General features: G+C 57.5%; 14 protein-coding genes. 3 read left to right on the plus strand and 11 right to left on the minus strand.

The features are described 5' to 3' along the window. Window positions 1-214: 214 nt before the first annotated feature. Window positions 215-883, minus strand: a complete 669-nt coding sequence (locus ACID345_RS11845) for a hypothetical protein (protein WP_011523100.1) — start codon at window positions 881-883, stop codon at window positions 215-217. Between the two features lie 296 nt (window positions 884-1,179). On the opposite strand from ACID345_RS11845, the gene ACID345_RS26930 reads away from it, so the two are divergent. Beyond that, the gene (locus tag ACID345_RS26930; RefSeq protein WP_187148993.1) at window positions 1,180-1,332 is read left to right on the plus strand and encodes a hypothetical protein; all 153 of its coding nucleotides are present in this window, start codon (window positions 1,180-1,182) and stop codon (window positions 1,330-1,332) included. On the opposite strand, the gene ACID345_RS11855 is transcribed toward ACID345_RS26930, so the two are convergent. The 9 genes from ACID345_RS11855 to ACID345_RS11890 form a co-directional block, all read right to left on the minus strand. Next, a complete protein-coding gene (locus tag ACID345_RS11855; protein WP_187148994.1) occupies window positions 1,333-2,142 on the minus strand; it encodes a tetratricopeptide repeat protein in 810 nt (269 codons plus the stop codon). It abuts the gene before it with no gap. A 261-nt stretch (window positions 2,143-2,403) separates the two neighbouring features. After that, on the minus strand, window positions 2,404-4,587 hold the full coding sequence (locus ACID345_RS11860; protein ID WP_011523102.1) for a DUF4139 domain-containing protein: 2,184 nt from the start codon (window positions 4,585-4,587) through the stop codon (window positions 2,404-2,406). 120 nt (window positions 4,588-4,707) lie between these two features. Beyond that, a complete protein-coding gene (locus ACID345_RS11865) occupies window positions 4,708-5,247 on the minus strand; it encodes a DUF3592 domain-containing protein (protein ID WP_011523103.1) in 540 nt (179 codons plus the stop codon). Further along, entirely contained in the window at window positions 5,244-5,369 is a 126-nt protein-coding gene (locus ACID345_RS26330; protein ID WP_083763729.1) for a CcmD family protein, read from the minus strand. Before ACID345_RS26330 ends, ACID345_RS11865 begins: the two co-directional genes overlap by 4 nt. Next, window positions 5,366-6,058: a cytochrome c biogenesis protein CcsA gene (gene ccsA / locus ACID345_RS11870; RefSeq protein ID WP_011523104.1), complete on the minus strand. Its 693-nt coding sequence runs from the start codon at window positions 6,056-6,058 to the stop codon at window positions 5,366-5,368. The genes ACID345_RS26330 and ccsA overlap by 4 nt, the downstream gene beginning before the upstream one ends. Then, a complete protein-coding gene (locus tag ACID345_RS11875) occupies window positions 6,055-6,735 on the minus strand; it encodes a heme exporter protein CcmB (RefSeq protein ID WP_011523105.1) in 681 nt (226 codons plus the stop codon). Before ACID345_RS11875 ends, ccsA begins: the two co-directional genes overlap by 4 nt. Beyond that, window positions 6,732-7,412 (minus strand): ABC transporter ATP-binding protein, encoded by a 681-nt coding sequence (locus ACID345_RS11880; RefSeq protein ID WP_011523106.1) that lies wholly within the window; start codon window positions 7,410-7,412, stop codon window positions 6,732-6,734. The genes ACID345_RS11875 and ACID345_RS11880 overlap by 4 nt, the downstream gene beginning before the upstream one ends. A gap of 33 nt (window positions 7,413-7,445) precedes the next feature. Further along, window positions 7,446-7,907 carry a cytochrome c maturation protein CcmE gene (locus tag ACID345_RS11885; RefSeq protein ID WP_011523107.1) on the minus strand — a complete coding sequence of 154 codons (462 nt, stop codon included), beginning with the start codon at window positions 7,905-7,907 and terminating at the stop codon, window positions 7,446-7,448. Between the two features lie 86 nt (window positions 7,908-7,993). Further along, window positions 7,994-8,551: an isochorismatase family protein gene (locus ACID345_RS11890; RefSeq protein ID WP_011523108.1), complete on the minus strand. Its 558-nt coding sequence runs from the start codon at window positions 8,549-8,551 to the stop codon at window positions 7,994-7,996. A 136-nt stretch (window positions 8,552-8,687) separates the two neighbouring features. On the opposite strand from ACID345_RS11890, the gene thiC reads away from it, so the two are divergent. Then, window positions 8,688-10,136 (plus strand): phosphomethylpyrimidine synthase ThiC, encoded by a 1,449-nt coding sequence (gene thiC / locus ACID345_RS11895; RefSeq protein WP_041855658.1) that lies wholly within the window; start codon window positions 8,688-8,690, stop codon window positions 10,134-10,136. A 46-nt stretch (window positions 10,137-10,182) separates the two neighbouring features. Here thiC and ACID345_RS11900 read toward each other — a convergent pair whose 3' ends face one another. Further along, window positions 10,183-10,746, minus strand: coding sequence for a hypothetical protein (locus ACID345_RS11900; RefSeq protein WP_041855659.1), 564 nt, complete (start codon window positions 10,744-10,746; stop codon window positions 10,183-10,185). 175 nt (window positions 10,747-10,921) lie between these two features. On the opposite strand from ACID345_RS11900, the gene ACID345_RS11905 reads away from it, so the two are divergent. After that, window positions 10,922-13,006: a discoidin domain-containing protein gene (locus ACID345_RS11905; RefSeq protein WP_041856592.1), complete on the plus strand. Its 2,085-nt coding sequence runs from the start codon at window positions 10,922-10,924 to the stop codon at window positions 13,004-13,006. The last annotated feature ends 1 nt before the right edge of the window (window position 13,007 follow it).

Raw genomic sequence — 13,007 nt, forward strand, 5'->3', positions numbered from 1 at the left:
GGTTGTGGTGGGTATTCGGGTCCGGGAAACCCGCTCATTGGTGACACATAATCACCGAAGGTGGGATTGAGCGCTATATAACGGTGGTCACAACACGTAAGTTACGAATGTTACGAAGGATTGGCTATGGACTTGCTCAGAGCTATGTCGGAAGACGACAAAAGGCCCGTGCTTTCGAGCACAGGCCTTCTCGAGAGAAGAGCGAAAGGAGGGGTTATTCTTCGGCGATGCTCCAGCCCTTTGGGCCTCGCGAAAACGTGAACGACTCGGGCTTCGGATCGGCATGATAGAAGTCGACGCCGTAGTCCTTGATCAGCGTCTGTCGGTCCCAAATGCCGAATGCCGAAACCAGTGAACTCGAGGCATCGAACACCTGGCCCAACTTATTGGGCTCCCATTTCCACGTGTAAGCCACCGTCGCACGTGATGGCGTTGGGCTGTCAACTTTGGTGATCGCCACCAGCTTGCGCGTGGCGAGCGGAACGACGATCGCTTCCCCACCTTCGGCGCGCTTGGTGCGACTAATCCCCTGGATACCACTCAAAACCTGCTCGCCGGCAGGTGTCAAGGTGACCACGAGACCGATGTCCTTCTTTGCGGTCTTGATCAGTCCTGCTTTTTCGAGCAACTTGTAGTGCGGGTCGAACGGCTTCTCTTCGACGTTCTGCACGATGTAGCCGGTCCGGAAATGCATAGTCGCCGGACCTTTGCCCTTCAGGATGGTCGTAATGATCTGCGAAGCCAGCGGCTCCGTCATGGATTGCTTGGTTTCATGAATGACGTAGAAGACGCCTGCGCCGATGCAGGCCACCAGCAGGGCAATAAATAATACCGGCCCAAATGAGCTGGATTTCTTTTCCATTTCAATCTCGGCTTCAAACATCGCTCGCCTCCGCGATCGTTAACAGCGATGGACCGCGCCATGTGGCGCGCGGCTCATTCTGCGTGGATGATAGGCGCGGGAATTACATGGCGCTGTGTCCTACGTCACAATCGCGTGGCAACAGGCATCACAATCGTCAACCGTGTTTTAGCGGAAGGTCTGCTGAATCAGCAGTTTCGGACTATCACAAAAGCGGGAGGGTTTGTGACGTTGGTGGGATTCTGTGCGGCGCGAGCGGCGACTACTCTGTCCGCATGTTGAATCTGGTTCCTCTCTCGGAATTGACGGGCATACACATGGTGACACCGATATGCGCCACTTGCCCGATCTGCCACAACGAATTTCCCAACGAGAGCATGAAGGCGGAACACTTGGATCACAAGCATCCAAACTGGGCGACCACGATGATGTTCGCGTTCCTACGTCAGGTACCGCGCGAGAACGGCTAGCTAGCCAGCCGCCTGAAGCTTGGCCATCTTCTTCTTCGCCGCCTCCGACCGCGGACCATTCGGCTCTTCACTCAAAAACAATTGGTACTCCGAGATTGCATCTTTCGTGCGGCCTTTCATCTCGTAGGCCTGGGCAAGGACGAGATGCGCCGTCGCGTAAGACTTGTGTTCGAGGGCGTGGACACGGCCGGCGCTGGCAATCGCTTCGTCTATCTTGTTTTGCTTTAACTGCGCGATGGAAAGTAGAGTCAGCGATCCGGCATTATTCGGCTCAATCCCGAGCGATTTGACGAGCAGTTCTTCCGCGCCAGGCCAATTCCCCTCGGCCTCAAAAACTCGCGCAAGATTGCGTTGCGCGTCGGCGTTGTGGTCGTTCAGTCCCAGGGCCTTCTGGTATGCAGCCTTGGCGCCGGCGGCGTCACCGCCATTTTGACGCGCCATGCCTAAGTTGTCCCAGGCTGCGTCGAAATTCGGATACTTATCAATCGCGCTCTGAAAATGCTCTTGGGCTTTCTTCCAGTCGCTGGCGTGCATGCTTGAGACGCCGGCATCGAATTCCTTGCTCGCATCTTTAGGGACAGTGAACCCGCTTGCGGGTGCCACCCCGCCAGCGGTGGGTTTCCCTTCGACCTTTTGCCCTTTGAGTGCAACCCGAATGACTTCGTTGTGGTTCCTGTCTGCTCGGACGATCGGAAACTGTTCGGAATCTGTGGTCTCGATCCCCGGGCCAGAAACCTCGATCTGATATGTTCCCGCCCGGGTAATAGTCATCGCAGCGGAGCCCGATGAGTCGGTCTGGGTGGTAGACACAGTCGCCCCTTCGGACATAAGTCGAACATGAAGGCTCTGCGAGACCGCGCGGTCATCCGCCATCAACACTCGAATCTGAAGGTTGACACTTAAGTTCCCGAGGTTAGATACCTCTTCTCCATTCTGCTGGCCCATAGCAGCTATTCGGCCGCAACAAAGCAAAGCGAAGCCAAACCAACGCGGCAATTTCATGACACACCCCCAAACCCGCCACAATTCGGCCACATTCTACTGCGGGAGGTGTCATGAAATTGCAAAATCTCAGTCCCCAACGGCGGTTTGCTGCAGCGTGACGTCGAGGCTCATCTCATCCACCGTCTTCTTCAAGTCGGCTTGTGCCAATTCGCGGCGCGCCCGCAGATCGTCCGTCTCCTTGTTTAAGCGATCCAAAGAATCTTCCTGTGCATTGAGTTGCCGCGTGTAGCGTTGAAGCAGTTCCTTCTCTTCCGCGCTTCCCTTCAAAGCCTTCATGTTCTCGCGCAAACGCGCCTGGTCGTCAGAGATGGACTTCCGCTGCTCTTCGCGGCTTTGGATCTCGTGGCTGATCTGCGCTACCGCTTTTTGCTTATTGATGACCGTGCGCAACGCCGTCTCTACTTCGGGCGTAATGGACTTCGAGCGTATCCACAGGTCGACATCGTCTGTGCTCACGCTGGTCAGGACGAAGCTGTTCGAAATCGGATAAGCCTCATCCACCTTCAGCTTGGTCGTTTGCTTCGGATCGACGTGGACTTTGAAGCGACGATGCGTCACGGTCGTCTCGTCGGGCTTGGTTTCGCTCACCAGCTTCCAGCTTGGCTGGATGGCGTGCTCGATCACCACGTTACGGGCGTCGGTATTGGCGTTGCGAATCACGTAGGTTCGGTGACTGCGGATCTCGCGTTTCTGCCACATCGTTCCGTCTTTGATCACGATCCGCGCGACCTGCTCTTCGCTGCTCTCGTTCTTCGGTTCGACGGTCACACCCTGGTCCACCGCATAGGAAAGCAGGCGACGCTCGCCCGGCTTGATCGGGTCCATGATGCCTTCGCCAGCGAACGTATCGTCCTCAAGCACGTTGAAGGTACCGGCATCGAGCGTGTCGGTGCTGGTGTTCTTGAGCCACACGGCGCGCAATGGCCGCGCTTCATTCTGGTTCCAGAGCGTGACCTTTTCGGCTTCGACAACCTGCTGGATGATCGGCACCAGCGCTGATTGGTTCTTCTTGATCGTCACTTTCTCGCGCAGCTTGTACTCGAAGAGATCACCGATGTCGTTGCCATAGGCGACAGCGGCTTGCGTGGCCATAAGGGAGGAAGTGGCCATCCGTGGGACTGCGGGTGGAGCAGCGACAATTTTGTGAGCAACGCCGCCGCCTACTCCCGCACCGGCGTCATATGCATTAGCTCCATCCATCGCAGAGTACCCTTCAAGCTTGTCGCGGTTCCTTGCCAACGCAACCGCGGAACCTGTGCCAACGTCCACGACTTCGGCTGATTCCGTGTTCACCACAATCCCGTTTAACGCTGCTTCATGCGTCTGCGGCTGCAACATCGCCGTCTCTGGAAGCCCTACAACTGGCCGCCTTGCGTACGTCGGCTTCGACAACTCCTGCACAAACGACTGCGGTGCTCCCGCGACGAGGGAGAGCTCGATGTCCTTCCAGTCTTCGCCCACGGTGTTGTCTACAATCGCCCAGCCCTGGATGAACGGTTTAGTTCCGTTCTTCGGCAGGACGAGTCGATAAGTGCTCTTCCAAACCGGTACTTCGCTGATGTAGCTCACCTGCAACTGCCGCGAGCCGTCACCCGCCGTGTTAATCACCATCCGCCGCAGGTCCTGTTCGCGTCCCGACGCCAGAACCGACAGATACCGGGTCACGTCCTCGCGCATGTCACTCTCAAGGATCTTCACGCCCAATGTCGGTGTCATCTCAAACTGCCGAAGTTCTCCGCCGTCGGTAATGATCGAGAGATAATCCACATGCGAGGTGGCCTCGTCGTCTCCCTTGCGCTTGATTTCGCGCGACTCCACACTCAGCACTCGTCCGATGTATGTCGCCGCACCGCTTCGCACTTCGACCCGAGCGCCTTTCAACGCCGCCAAGAACTGCGCTCCGGTAATGTCCTGTCCGAGGCCCATTCGCAGCGAGCCAAGCTGACGATCGAGCGGCTCAACCGACGTATAGTTCACTCCTGCAATTCTTCCCTTGCCGAGGTCAATCACCGTCAGCGACTTCAAGACGTCGTTAAGTTGCGAAGTGGTGAAGTCGATACTCACACTCTGCGAGCCACTCACCGAGCCAACATGCTCGAAGTACCCGACGCCATTCTTGAACAGCACAACTCTGCGCACTGGAAGCCGTGTGGCTTCCGAGCTGCGTTCAGCTGCGACTGGAGCGGGTTTAAGCGTGTTTTGAGCGAAAGAGGAACTAACGAGGAGAAGCCATACGGCAAGTTTGCGCATTCCAGCCTCCGAGTGTCTTAGACACTGGAACGCCAGAAACGTCCGGAGTTGCGGGAATTATTTGCAGGCGCTTTTCCCGCGTTGCGACAACGCAACTACGCCAACACTCCGCTTAAATATTTAGGAGATCTGTTCCGCAGCGACTCGACGCCGACTGCTGCGAGCCATGCCCCAGAAGATCAGAGCGAAGATTGCGAAGATCGCGCCGAAACCGGAAATCAGCAGAGGGGCAAAAAAGAACCGCCGGTTGAACCCGGCATTCACGCGCACATCAGAGAGATTGGAAGGGTTATAGCGGATCTTGTGGTGGCTCCCGACCGGAAACTTGTTGGTCTCGTAGCGGACCTTCGCCACCATTGGGCTGCGATGCGATACGACTTCCGCGAAGTGCGGCTGCCCATTCACCGTGAATAAAAGCTGGACGTCGGAATCGTAATAGCGCAATCCACTATCTGGAACATCGGCTTTCGCTGGAACCACCTGCGAGCGCACCACCTGTGCCTCCACTTCGGGCCAGCTATACAGGATATGAATCTGTTTCCAGTAAAACGGCAGCGAAAACAAGACGAAGCCAATGCATACGATCAGGTTGGCGATCGCGATTACCGGCAATACGCCAGTGGATGGAGCGTTATTCGATTGGGCCGGAGTCGTGCTCACTTCTTGAGGTCTCTGAGTTCCTTCCTCAGTTTCACGTATCGCGCTACGAGGTCGGCGGAGTACCCGCCGAGAATCACCCAGACTACGATATAGGCCGCGTGCATGAAGGCAACAGAGTTCACGCGTTCCCTCCCATGCTCAACGCACGCTGCTTGTGGGCTTCGTCCACCTGCTGGTCAATGCGCTGGACGATATAACGCGCCCATACGATCACCAGGCCGAGAATAGTAAATGCCAAGAGGTTCCAAAGGAAGGCGTGAAGCATGTGAACTTCCAGTCCCGAATTCTCGCCGCCCGCGATCACTGGTTGCGGATGCTGGGTGCGGAAGATGCGAATCGAAACATAGACGATCGGGACATCCACGAATCCGAAAATCGCCAGCGCTGCGCCGAGGACTGCACCTTGTCCGCCAGTAGCGAACTTGCGCAGGATCAAGTAGCTGCAGTAGATCAGCCACAGGACGAATGTGCTCGTCAGGCGAGGATCCCATGTCCACCAGATGCCCCACACCGGACGCGCCCACAGCGGCCCGGTGATCAGCACGATGGTGCAGAACACGACACCCACTTCCGCGGAGGCGAGCGCGAACGCGTCGGCCGGTGAATCCTTGCGGATCAAATACCAGATGCTGGCGCAGAAGTTAAAGAAGAAGCAGAGCCCCGCCACCCAGGCGCAGGGGACGTGGTAGTAAAACACGCGCTGCACATCGCCCTGCAAGGCGTCGGTTGGCGCGACGTAGAGCCCTTGCCAGGTGCTGAACCCTAAAAGTGCAACGGCGGCCGCAGCCGCAACAAAAAAGGCCGTTTTCATTCTGCGTTTATGACTGTCTCAAACAGGAACAAACAAACTGTTGTGAACACCACATCATATACCGTCAGCACTTTCAGCCAGACGATCGGGGAGTTGTCTCCGGTGAGCACCGCCGAAGTCGCGCTTACCATGCCGAGCAGCGCCGGTAGCGACACCGGAAACAAAATCAACGGCAGCAGCGTCTCGCGGATCCTCGTACGAATCGACATCGCCGCAAAGAACGTGCCATTCACCACCAGCGCCCACGTTCCCAGCACTGCGATCACCGGCAGAAGCTTCCAGTTCCCCAGAGCGCGCAGGTTGTAGAAGATCGTGAAAAGCGGCGCCATCAGGCACTCGAGCAGCGTCACGAAAATCATGTTCCCCAGCGCCTTCGCCAGAAACAGCGAATTCGGCGGCGCTGGCGAAACGCGAAACGCATCCAGCGCCTGGCTCTTCAGCTCACGCGCCCAAGTTTGATTTAGCGCGACCACCGCTGCGAACAGGAACGACGTCCAGATCAATCCGCCGGCGATCTCGCGCGAAGTCTCGGCCGTGGGATCGAACGAGAAGCTGAAGATCACGACGACCAGCAGCGAAAAGAACAGCATGGAATTGATCGCGTCTTTGGAGCGCCACTCCATGCGCAAGTCTTTGCGAATCGAGGATGCCAGCACCGAGCTAAACGAAGGAGTCATGCCTTGTACTCCTTCCGACGCTCGATAATCTGCCCCGAGTTCATCACGATGTACTGGTCGGCCACGTCCTCCAGCACTGCAGGCTGGTGCGTCACAACGAACAGCGTCTTCCCTGCATTGCGCATCGTTCCGAGCAACGCTGCCATGTCTTGTGCGGACTTGATATCCACGTTGGAAAACGGCTCGTCGAGGAAGAGCACATCGGGATTGTGAATGATCGAGCGCGCTAGCGACATTCGCTGCCGCATACCCTGCGAGTAGTTCCCTACTCGCCGATCAAGATCGGGATCGAGGCCGACAGTGAGAATCGCATGCTTCACCTTCTCGTCGGCATCCATCCCATAAAGCCCGGCGAAGTACGACAGGTTCTCCACACCAGTGAGTTCGTCGTAGAGCAGGGGCGCGTGGCCCATATAACCAAAGCGTTGTGCTCTCTCACAAGGCGCTTCGCCCAGCAGCTTCACTTCACCGTAAGACGGCTTCAGCAGCCCGGTCATCACCCGCAACAGAGTGGACTTCCCCGCCCCGTTATCGCCGAGAATCACGTAGAGCTTGCCGCTCTCGAACTCCGCCGACACGTGTCGCAGCGCGACAAAGCGCCCGAAGAACTTGACGATGTCTTTTAAAGACACCGCTGCCGTCGCTTCAGTCGCTATCGGCTGGGTGGAAGTAGTCACTCGGTTGAAGTTCTCCGGAAACTCGGAGGTATGTTACATCGAGGGCTGAGCGCTGCCGCTTTGCGCCGTGTTGGTCGGCGTGGTGCCGTCCTGCTTTGGCGCGTACTTGGAAGCGCACTTGGCCTGAATCTTCTGGGCATGGAACACGCCGTCGCGACCCATCTTGCCCTCGGCCAGCGCCTGCGATTTGTCTTTGAACGTGTCCGGCGGAGCTTCCGTGCCGATGTAGCTCACGTTCAGCGTCTTGCCCTGCTCTTCCAGCGTGAACTCGACGCGGGTGCCCTGCCGCTTGATCGAGCCCTCGGCCACGGTTCCGGCCACGCGCAGTCGCTTCTCATACACCTCCGGACCCATGGTCTGGATCTCCTGGATGGTCTTGTAATAGCTCGCAATGTCCTTATCACGCGCGCCGGTCACGGCCAAGTAGCCGATGGGCACGAGCACGAAGACAATCGCGAGCGCAAAGCGCGTGTAGCTGGGCTTTCGTTCAGACATGCAGAGTTCAACCCCTGCCGTAAAGGATACGAGCCTCTCGCGCGAGAATCAAATGCTACTTACGGGGGATCGAGCTAACTTCCGGGTTACGAGGCTTTAAGGCGCGCCAGAACGTTCTCCGTGGTCTCAATTTCCCCCAGCCTGGGGAAAATTTTCTCCAGACTGTGGCGATGCGACTCGGCGCTGCCGTCGGTCATCGCGTCCGAAATAAACACCATGTTGTAGCCAAGATCGTAGGCATACCGCGCCGTGGATTCCACCCCAATGCTGGTCGAGATCCCGGCCATGAAAACCTGCGTTACAGTCAGCTTCTCCAACAGCTCGTGCAACTCAGTGGTTGCGAATGCTCCGAGAGAACGCTTGGTCAGCCGATGATCGCTCGGACGCACGTTCAGTTCCGGCACCAGTTCGGTCCAGTCGGGTGGAAACGGCATTTTGATCGGTCCCGCATCGTTCCGTCCGGGTGGCCGCCCCGCCACGTTCACCAGGATGACCGGCAGCCCGCGGTCTCGGAATGCCTGCGCCAGTTGTGCCGCGCGACTAACAATCTCCGCAGCCGGATGCGCCGTCGGTCGGGCGACGATTCCCTTTTGGAGATCAATCAGAATGAGCGCGGCTTTAGTGTCGAGCTGAGTGAGTGGCATGATTCTCCTTATCCGGCTTCAATAACCCCTCTTAATGATATCTATCCTCGCCAATTTGCCACTCCGCGAGGCATCGAAACCACGATTCCTGACGCGTATAATCTCCCTTTAGTTGATGCAGGGAGAATCCAGAGTTATGAGCAGCTCCAAAGGCAACGGAAACGGCACCCCCACTGTCCCTCAGGCCCGCGCAGAATGGGTCAAGAAGCGCAAAGAAGAAGCTGCCCGCACCGGAGACGACAACGTCTCCCAGATGCATTTTGCGCGCAAGGGCCTCGTCACCGAGGAAATGCTCTTTGTCGCTGAACGCGAGCGCGTGAGCCCCGAAATCATCCGCGCCGAAGTTGCCGCCGGACGCATGATCATTCCGGCCAACATTAATCACCCAGAGCTTGAGCCGATGGCCATCGGCATTGAGTCGCGTTGCAAGATCAACGCCAATATCGGCAACTCCGCCGTTACGTCCGACGTCGAAACCGAGCTCAAGAAGCTCCACACCTCTGTGCATCATGGCGCAGACACGGTGATGGACCTCTCTACCGGCGGCGACATCCACGACATCCGCGAAGCCATCATCCGTCATTCGCCTGTGCCCATCGGTACCGTGCCGATTTACGAAGCGGTCTCGCGGGTGAAGCGGATTGAAGATCTGACCGCCGATCTCATGCTCGAAGTGATCGAGGAGCAAGCACAGCAGGGCGTGGATTACATGACCATCCACGCCGGCGTGCTCATTCAGTACTTGCCGCTGGTCGCCAAGCGAATCACCGGCATCGTCAGCCGCGGCGGCGCGATCCTGGCGCAATGGATGGCCCACCATCACAAGCAGAACTTCCTCTATGAACGCTTCGACGACATCACCAAGATTCTGAAGAAGTATGACGTCTCGTATTCGTTGGGCGACGGCCTGCGTCCGGGCTGCATTGCCGACGCTAGCGACGAAGCGCAGTTCGCCGAGCTTAAAACTCTAGGCGAACTAACGACCAAAGCCTGGGAGTACGACGTACAGACGATGATTGAAGGTCCGGGCCACGTGCCGCTCGACAAGATCAAAGAGCAGGTGGAGAAAGAAGTGGAGTGGTGCCACGGCGCGCCGTTCTACACTCTCGGCCCGCTTGTCATCGATATTGCTCCGGGCTACGACCACATCACCAGCGCGATCGGCGCGGCGATCATCGGCTGGCACGGCGCATCTATGCTCTGCTACGTGACGCCGAAAGAACACCTCGGTCTGCCGAATGAAAAAGATGTGAAGGACGGCATCATCGCTTACAAGATCGCCGCCCACGCTGCCGACGTCGCCCGTCATCGTCCGGGCGCTCAGGACCGCGATAACGCCCTCAGCCACGCCCGCTACACCTTCGACTGGGAGTCGCAGTTCAATCTTTCACTCGATCCCGAGACCGCCCGCTCGATGCACGACGAGACGCTTCCGGATGCGTATTACAAAGAAGCGGCGTTCTGCTCGATGTGCGGCCCGAAATTCTGCTCGATGAATTATTCGTCGAAGGTCGATGAATACAACAAGAAGGTCCACGGCATCGATAAGGCCGAGTTCATTTCGCAGCTAACAGTTTTGAAATAAGACCGGGTGCCCCGTCCGCGATGTGATAGGACGGGGTTTCTCTTTTTTACTCTCCGCTCTCGTCGTCCGAGATCCCCATCTCACGCGCCAGCGCCTTCTGCTGTCCCTCGAACTTCGCGAGTGTTTCATCCAGCTTGGCGGACACGGCCAGGATCTCGCCTTCATTCGCTGCTGCGCGTGCGCCCTGTAATGCCTTGGCCTGGCGCTTGATTTCGTCGTTCGTCTTACCCAGCTTCTTCGTCACCGGCTTCAATCCCGACTTTTGCATCTGGGTAAAGCTCGCGAAGAAGCGCGTACCCTCCCACTGCAGATCGTCGAGCAGGTCAATCAGTGGATCGGCGCCGTGCAACACGTCCGCTGTAGCGTGATTCACGATGGCCTGCGCTTTCTTCCGCGCCGCCCCCGTGCTCTGCGTAAACTGGCCGAAGTGCAGCACCTGTCGCGGCGACGCCTGCAACTCTACGGCGTGCGCGAATTTCGTCAGGTCCTCATCAACCGGAGGTTCGTTCGGTGTGGTGGCCCCGGTCGAGTGTCCCCGATGCTGTCCGACAGCAACGGCCGGCGCGCATGCCATCACGAACCCGAGAACCCACGCAAAGCGTCTCTTCATTGCAGAATCTCTGTCCTGATTATAAGAACAACAAACGTTCGCTGATAAATTGCTTTTCAAATTCACATTTTGCAGTAAAGTGACTCATCAAGAACACCGCGAGCCGTCAGCGCGGTTTTTTCGAGGCGGAATTTTGAAACGATTCAATACTGCCGTTGTTCTCCTATCCCTGTCCTTGGCAACAACTACTGCTTTCGCGCAACCTGCTGTCGGCACTATTCGCGTGGATACCAATCCTCAACACATTTTGAACTCTTTCGATCCCGACCAGGCCCTCGGCAGCTCCGTGGACGTCCTTTCGCACTACGACATTGAGAAGGTGTACTCGCCGCACATTCTCCAGGAATCGCTCTCCGCTGGATGGGGGCCGATCACCTATCGAAATAACAGCGAGTTGCGCATGGCCTATTTGCACTGGAACGCTGAAGGGACCTGGAGCGACCCAACACATCGCAGCGGATACTTCATCGGCAGCACCGAGCTCAAAAAGCCAATTCGCTACAGTCTTTCCTATGGTCTTCCCCATCGAGGCTTTGCCACCAGCGGGGATCGCCCAATCGAAAGCCCGAACCTTACCTACTGGAAAAGCAACCCCTATTTGACCAGCAAATTCACCGGCGAGAGCGACGCGCTCCATCCGCAATGGGTCGTGGTGGATTTGCAATCCGAAAAATCGGTGAACGCCGTTCGCATCCAGTGGGCCGAACCCTACGCAGCTACCTACACCGTCGATTACTGGGTTGGCAAAGAACCTCTGGAGTGGGACGGTGGCCCCAAAGGCGAGTGGAAAACCTTCGCATCGGGCGAACTGAAGCACGCAAAAGGTGGCACCGCGACGTTGAAACTCGCCGCTGCCCCAGTCTCCACCCGTTACGTCCGAGTTTGGATGACCGAGTCTTCCAACACCTGCGACGAGCACGGCGCGGAAGACTCGCGCAACTGCGCCGGATATGCCATCCAATCGATTCAAGCCGGCAGCCTCGATAAGCCCGGCCATTTCGTCGAAGCACCTCGTGCGGCTTCCGACAAAGAGATCACTTATACCGCTTCCTCCATCGATCCCTGGCACTCCTCCGAAGACGTAAAGGACGACGGCTTTTACCAGCACACCGGCTTTGACCTGTTCTTCACCAGTGGGATCACCAACGGCTTGCCCGCGACGATTCCTGTCACCATGCTCTACGGCACGCCGGAAGACGCCGCGGCACAAATCGCTTATATCCAGAAACGAGGCTATTCCATCGGCTACGTCGAACTCGGCGAAGAGCCTGACGGCAAGCACGCCATGCCGGAGGACTATGCGGCCCTTTACATCCAGTGGGCGAAGGCCCTGCACCAGGTTGACTCGAAGTTAAAGCTCGGCGGCCCGATCTTCGAGGGCGTCAACAAGGACATCACTCTATGGCCCGACGCCAAGGGCCGCATCTCTTGGATGGGGCGCTTCGTCGCTTACCTCAAAGACCACGGCCATCTCGACGATCTCGCCTTCGTATCGTTCGAACACTATCCGTTCGAGCCCTGCGAGATCACTTGGAAGTCGCTCTACGAAGAGCCGCAGTTGATGAAAGGAATTCTGAAAACCTGGCGTGATGACGGCGTGCCGGCCAACGTTCCGCTCATGGTGACCGAGAACCATCTCGCCGCGCAGCTTACCGGACCCATGACGACGATCTTCGCAGCACTCTGGCTCTCCGACAACGTGGGCTCTTTCTTCGAAGGCGGCGGAGCGGTCTTCCATCACTCGCCTATCCAGCCGCAGGACATCCATGAAACCTGTCTCGGCTGGGCGTCGTGGTCGAACTTCGTCGCCGACGAGCGCTACAACATCAAGGGCTATACCTCGCCCTGGTTTGCCGCACGCATGATCAATATCGAGTGGGTGCAGCATCGCTCCGGCGTGCACCAGATGTTCCCCTCGTCTTCCGACATTAAGGATGCGCAAGGTAACACTCTCGTCACCACATACGCCGTGCATCGTCCCGACGGCAACTGGTCGCTCATGCTCGTCAATCGCGACGAGAACACCCCGCACGATGTGAAGATCAACTTCGACGGCGATGCCGGCTCGCATTTTGAAGGACCGACCACGTTCGTCACCTTCGGCAGCGAACAATATGTCTGGATCAACGACGGCCCGAATAGCCACGCCAATCCTGACGGCCCGGCGGTTACGCGCATCCTTGCTGCCGACGGACAATCCGTCTTCACACTGCCGAAAGCTTCGGTCACGGTGATTCGCGGCCACATCGCCGCGAAGTAAA

The organism is Candidatus Koribacter versatilis Ellin345, from assembly GCF_000014005.1.
Lineage (GTDB): Bacteria > Acidobacteriota > Terriglobia > Terriglobales > Acidobacteriaceae > Korobacter > Korobacter versatilis_A.

Excerpts from the sequence above, each read along its gene's own strand:
- ACID345_RS11845 (WP_011523100.1), bottom strand. The coding sequence starts at position 883 with ATGTTTGAAGCCGAGATTGAAATGGAAAAGAAATCCAGCTCATTTGGG.
- ACID345_RS26930 (WP_187148993.1), top strand. The coding sequence starts at position 1,180 with ATGGTGACACCGATATGCGCCACTTGCCCGATCTGCCACAACGAATTT.
- ACID345_RS11860 (WP_011523102.1), bottom strand. The coding sequence starts at position 4,587 with ATGCGCAAACTTGCCGTATGGCTTCTCCTCGTTAGTTCCTCTTTCGCT.
- ccsA (WP_011523104.1), bottom strand. The coding sequence starts at position 6,058 with ATGAAAACGGCCTTTTTTGTTGCGGCTGCGGCCGCCGTTGCACTTTTA.
- ACID345_RS11875 (WP_011523105.1), bottom strand. The coding sequence starts at position 6,735 with ATGACTCCTTCGTTTAGCTCGGTGCTGGCATCCTCGATTCGCAAAGAC.
- ACID345_RS11885 (WP_011523107.1), bottom strand. The coding sequence starts at position 7,907 with ATGTCTGAACGAAAGCCCAGCTACACGCGCTTTGCGCTCGCGATTGTC.
- ACID345_RS11890 (WP_011523108.1), bottom strand. The coding sequence starts at position 8,551 with ATGCCACTCACTCAGCTCGACACTAAAGCCGCGCTCATTCTGATTGAT.
- thiC (WP_041855658.1), top strand. The coding sequence starts at position 8,688 with ATGAGCAGCTCCAAAGGCAACGGAAACGGCACCCCCACTGTCCCTCAG.
- ACID345_RS11900 (WP_041855659.1), bottom strand. The coding sequence starts at position 10,746 with ATGAAGAGACGCTTTGCGTGGGTTCTCGGGTTCGTGATGGCATGCGCG.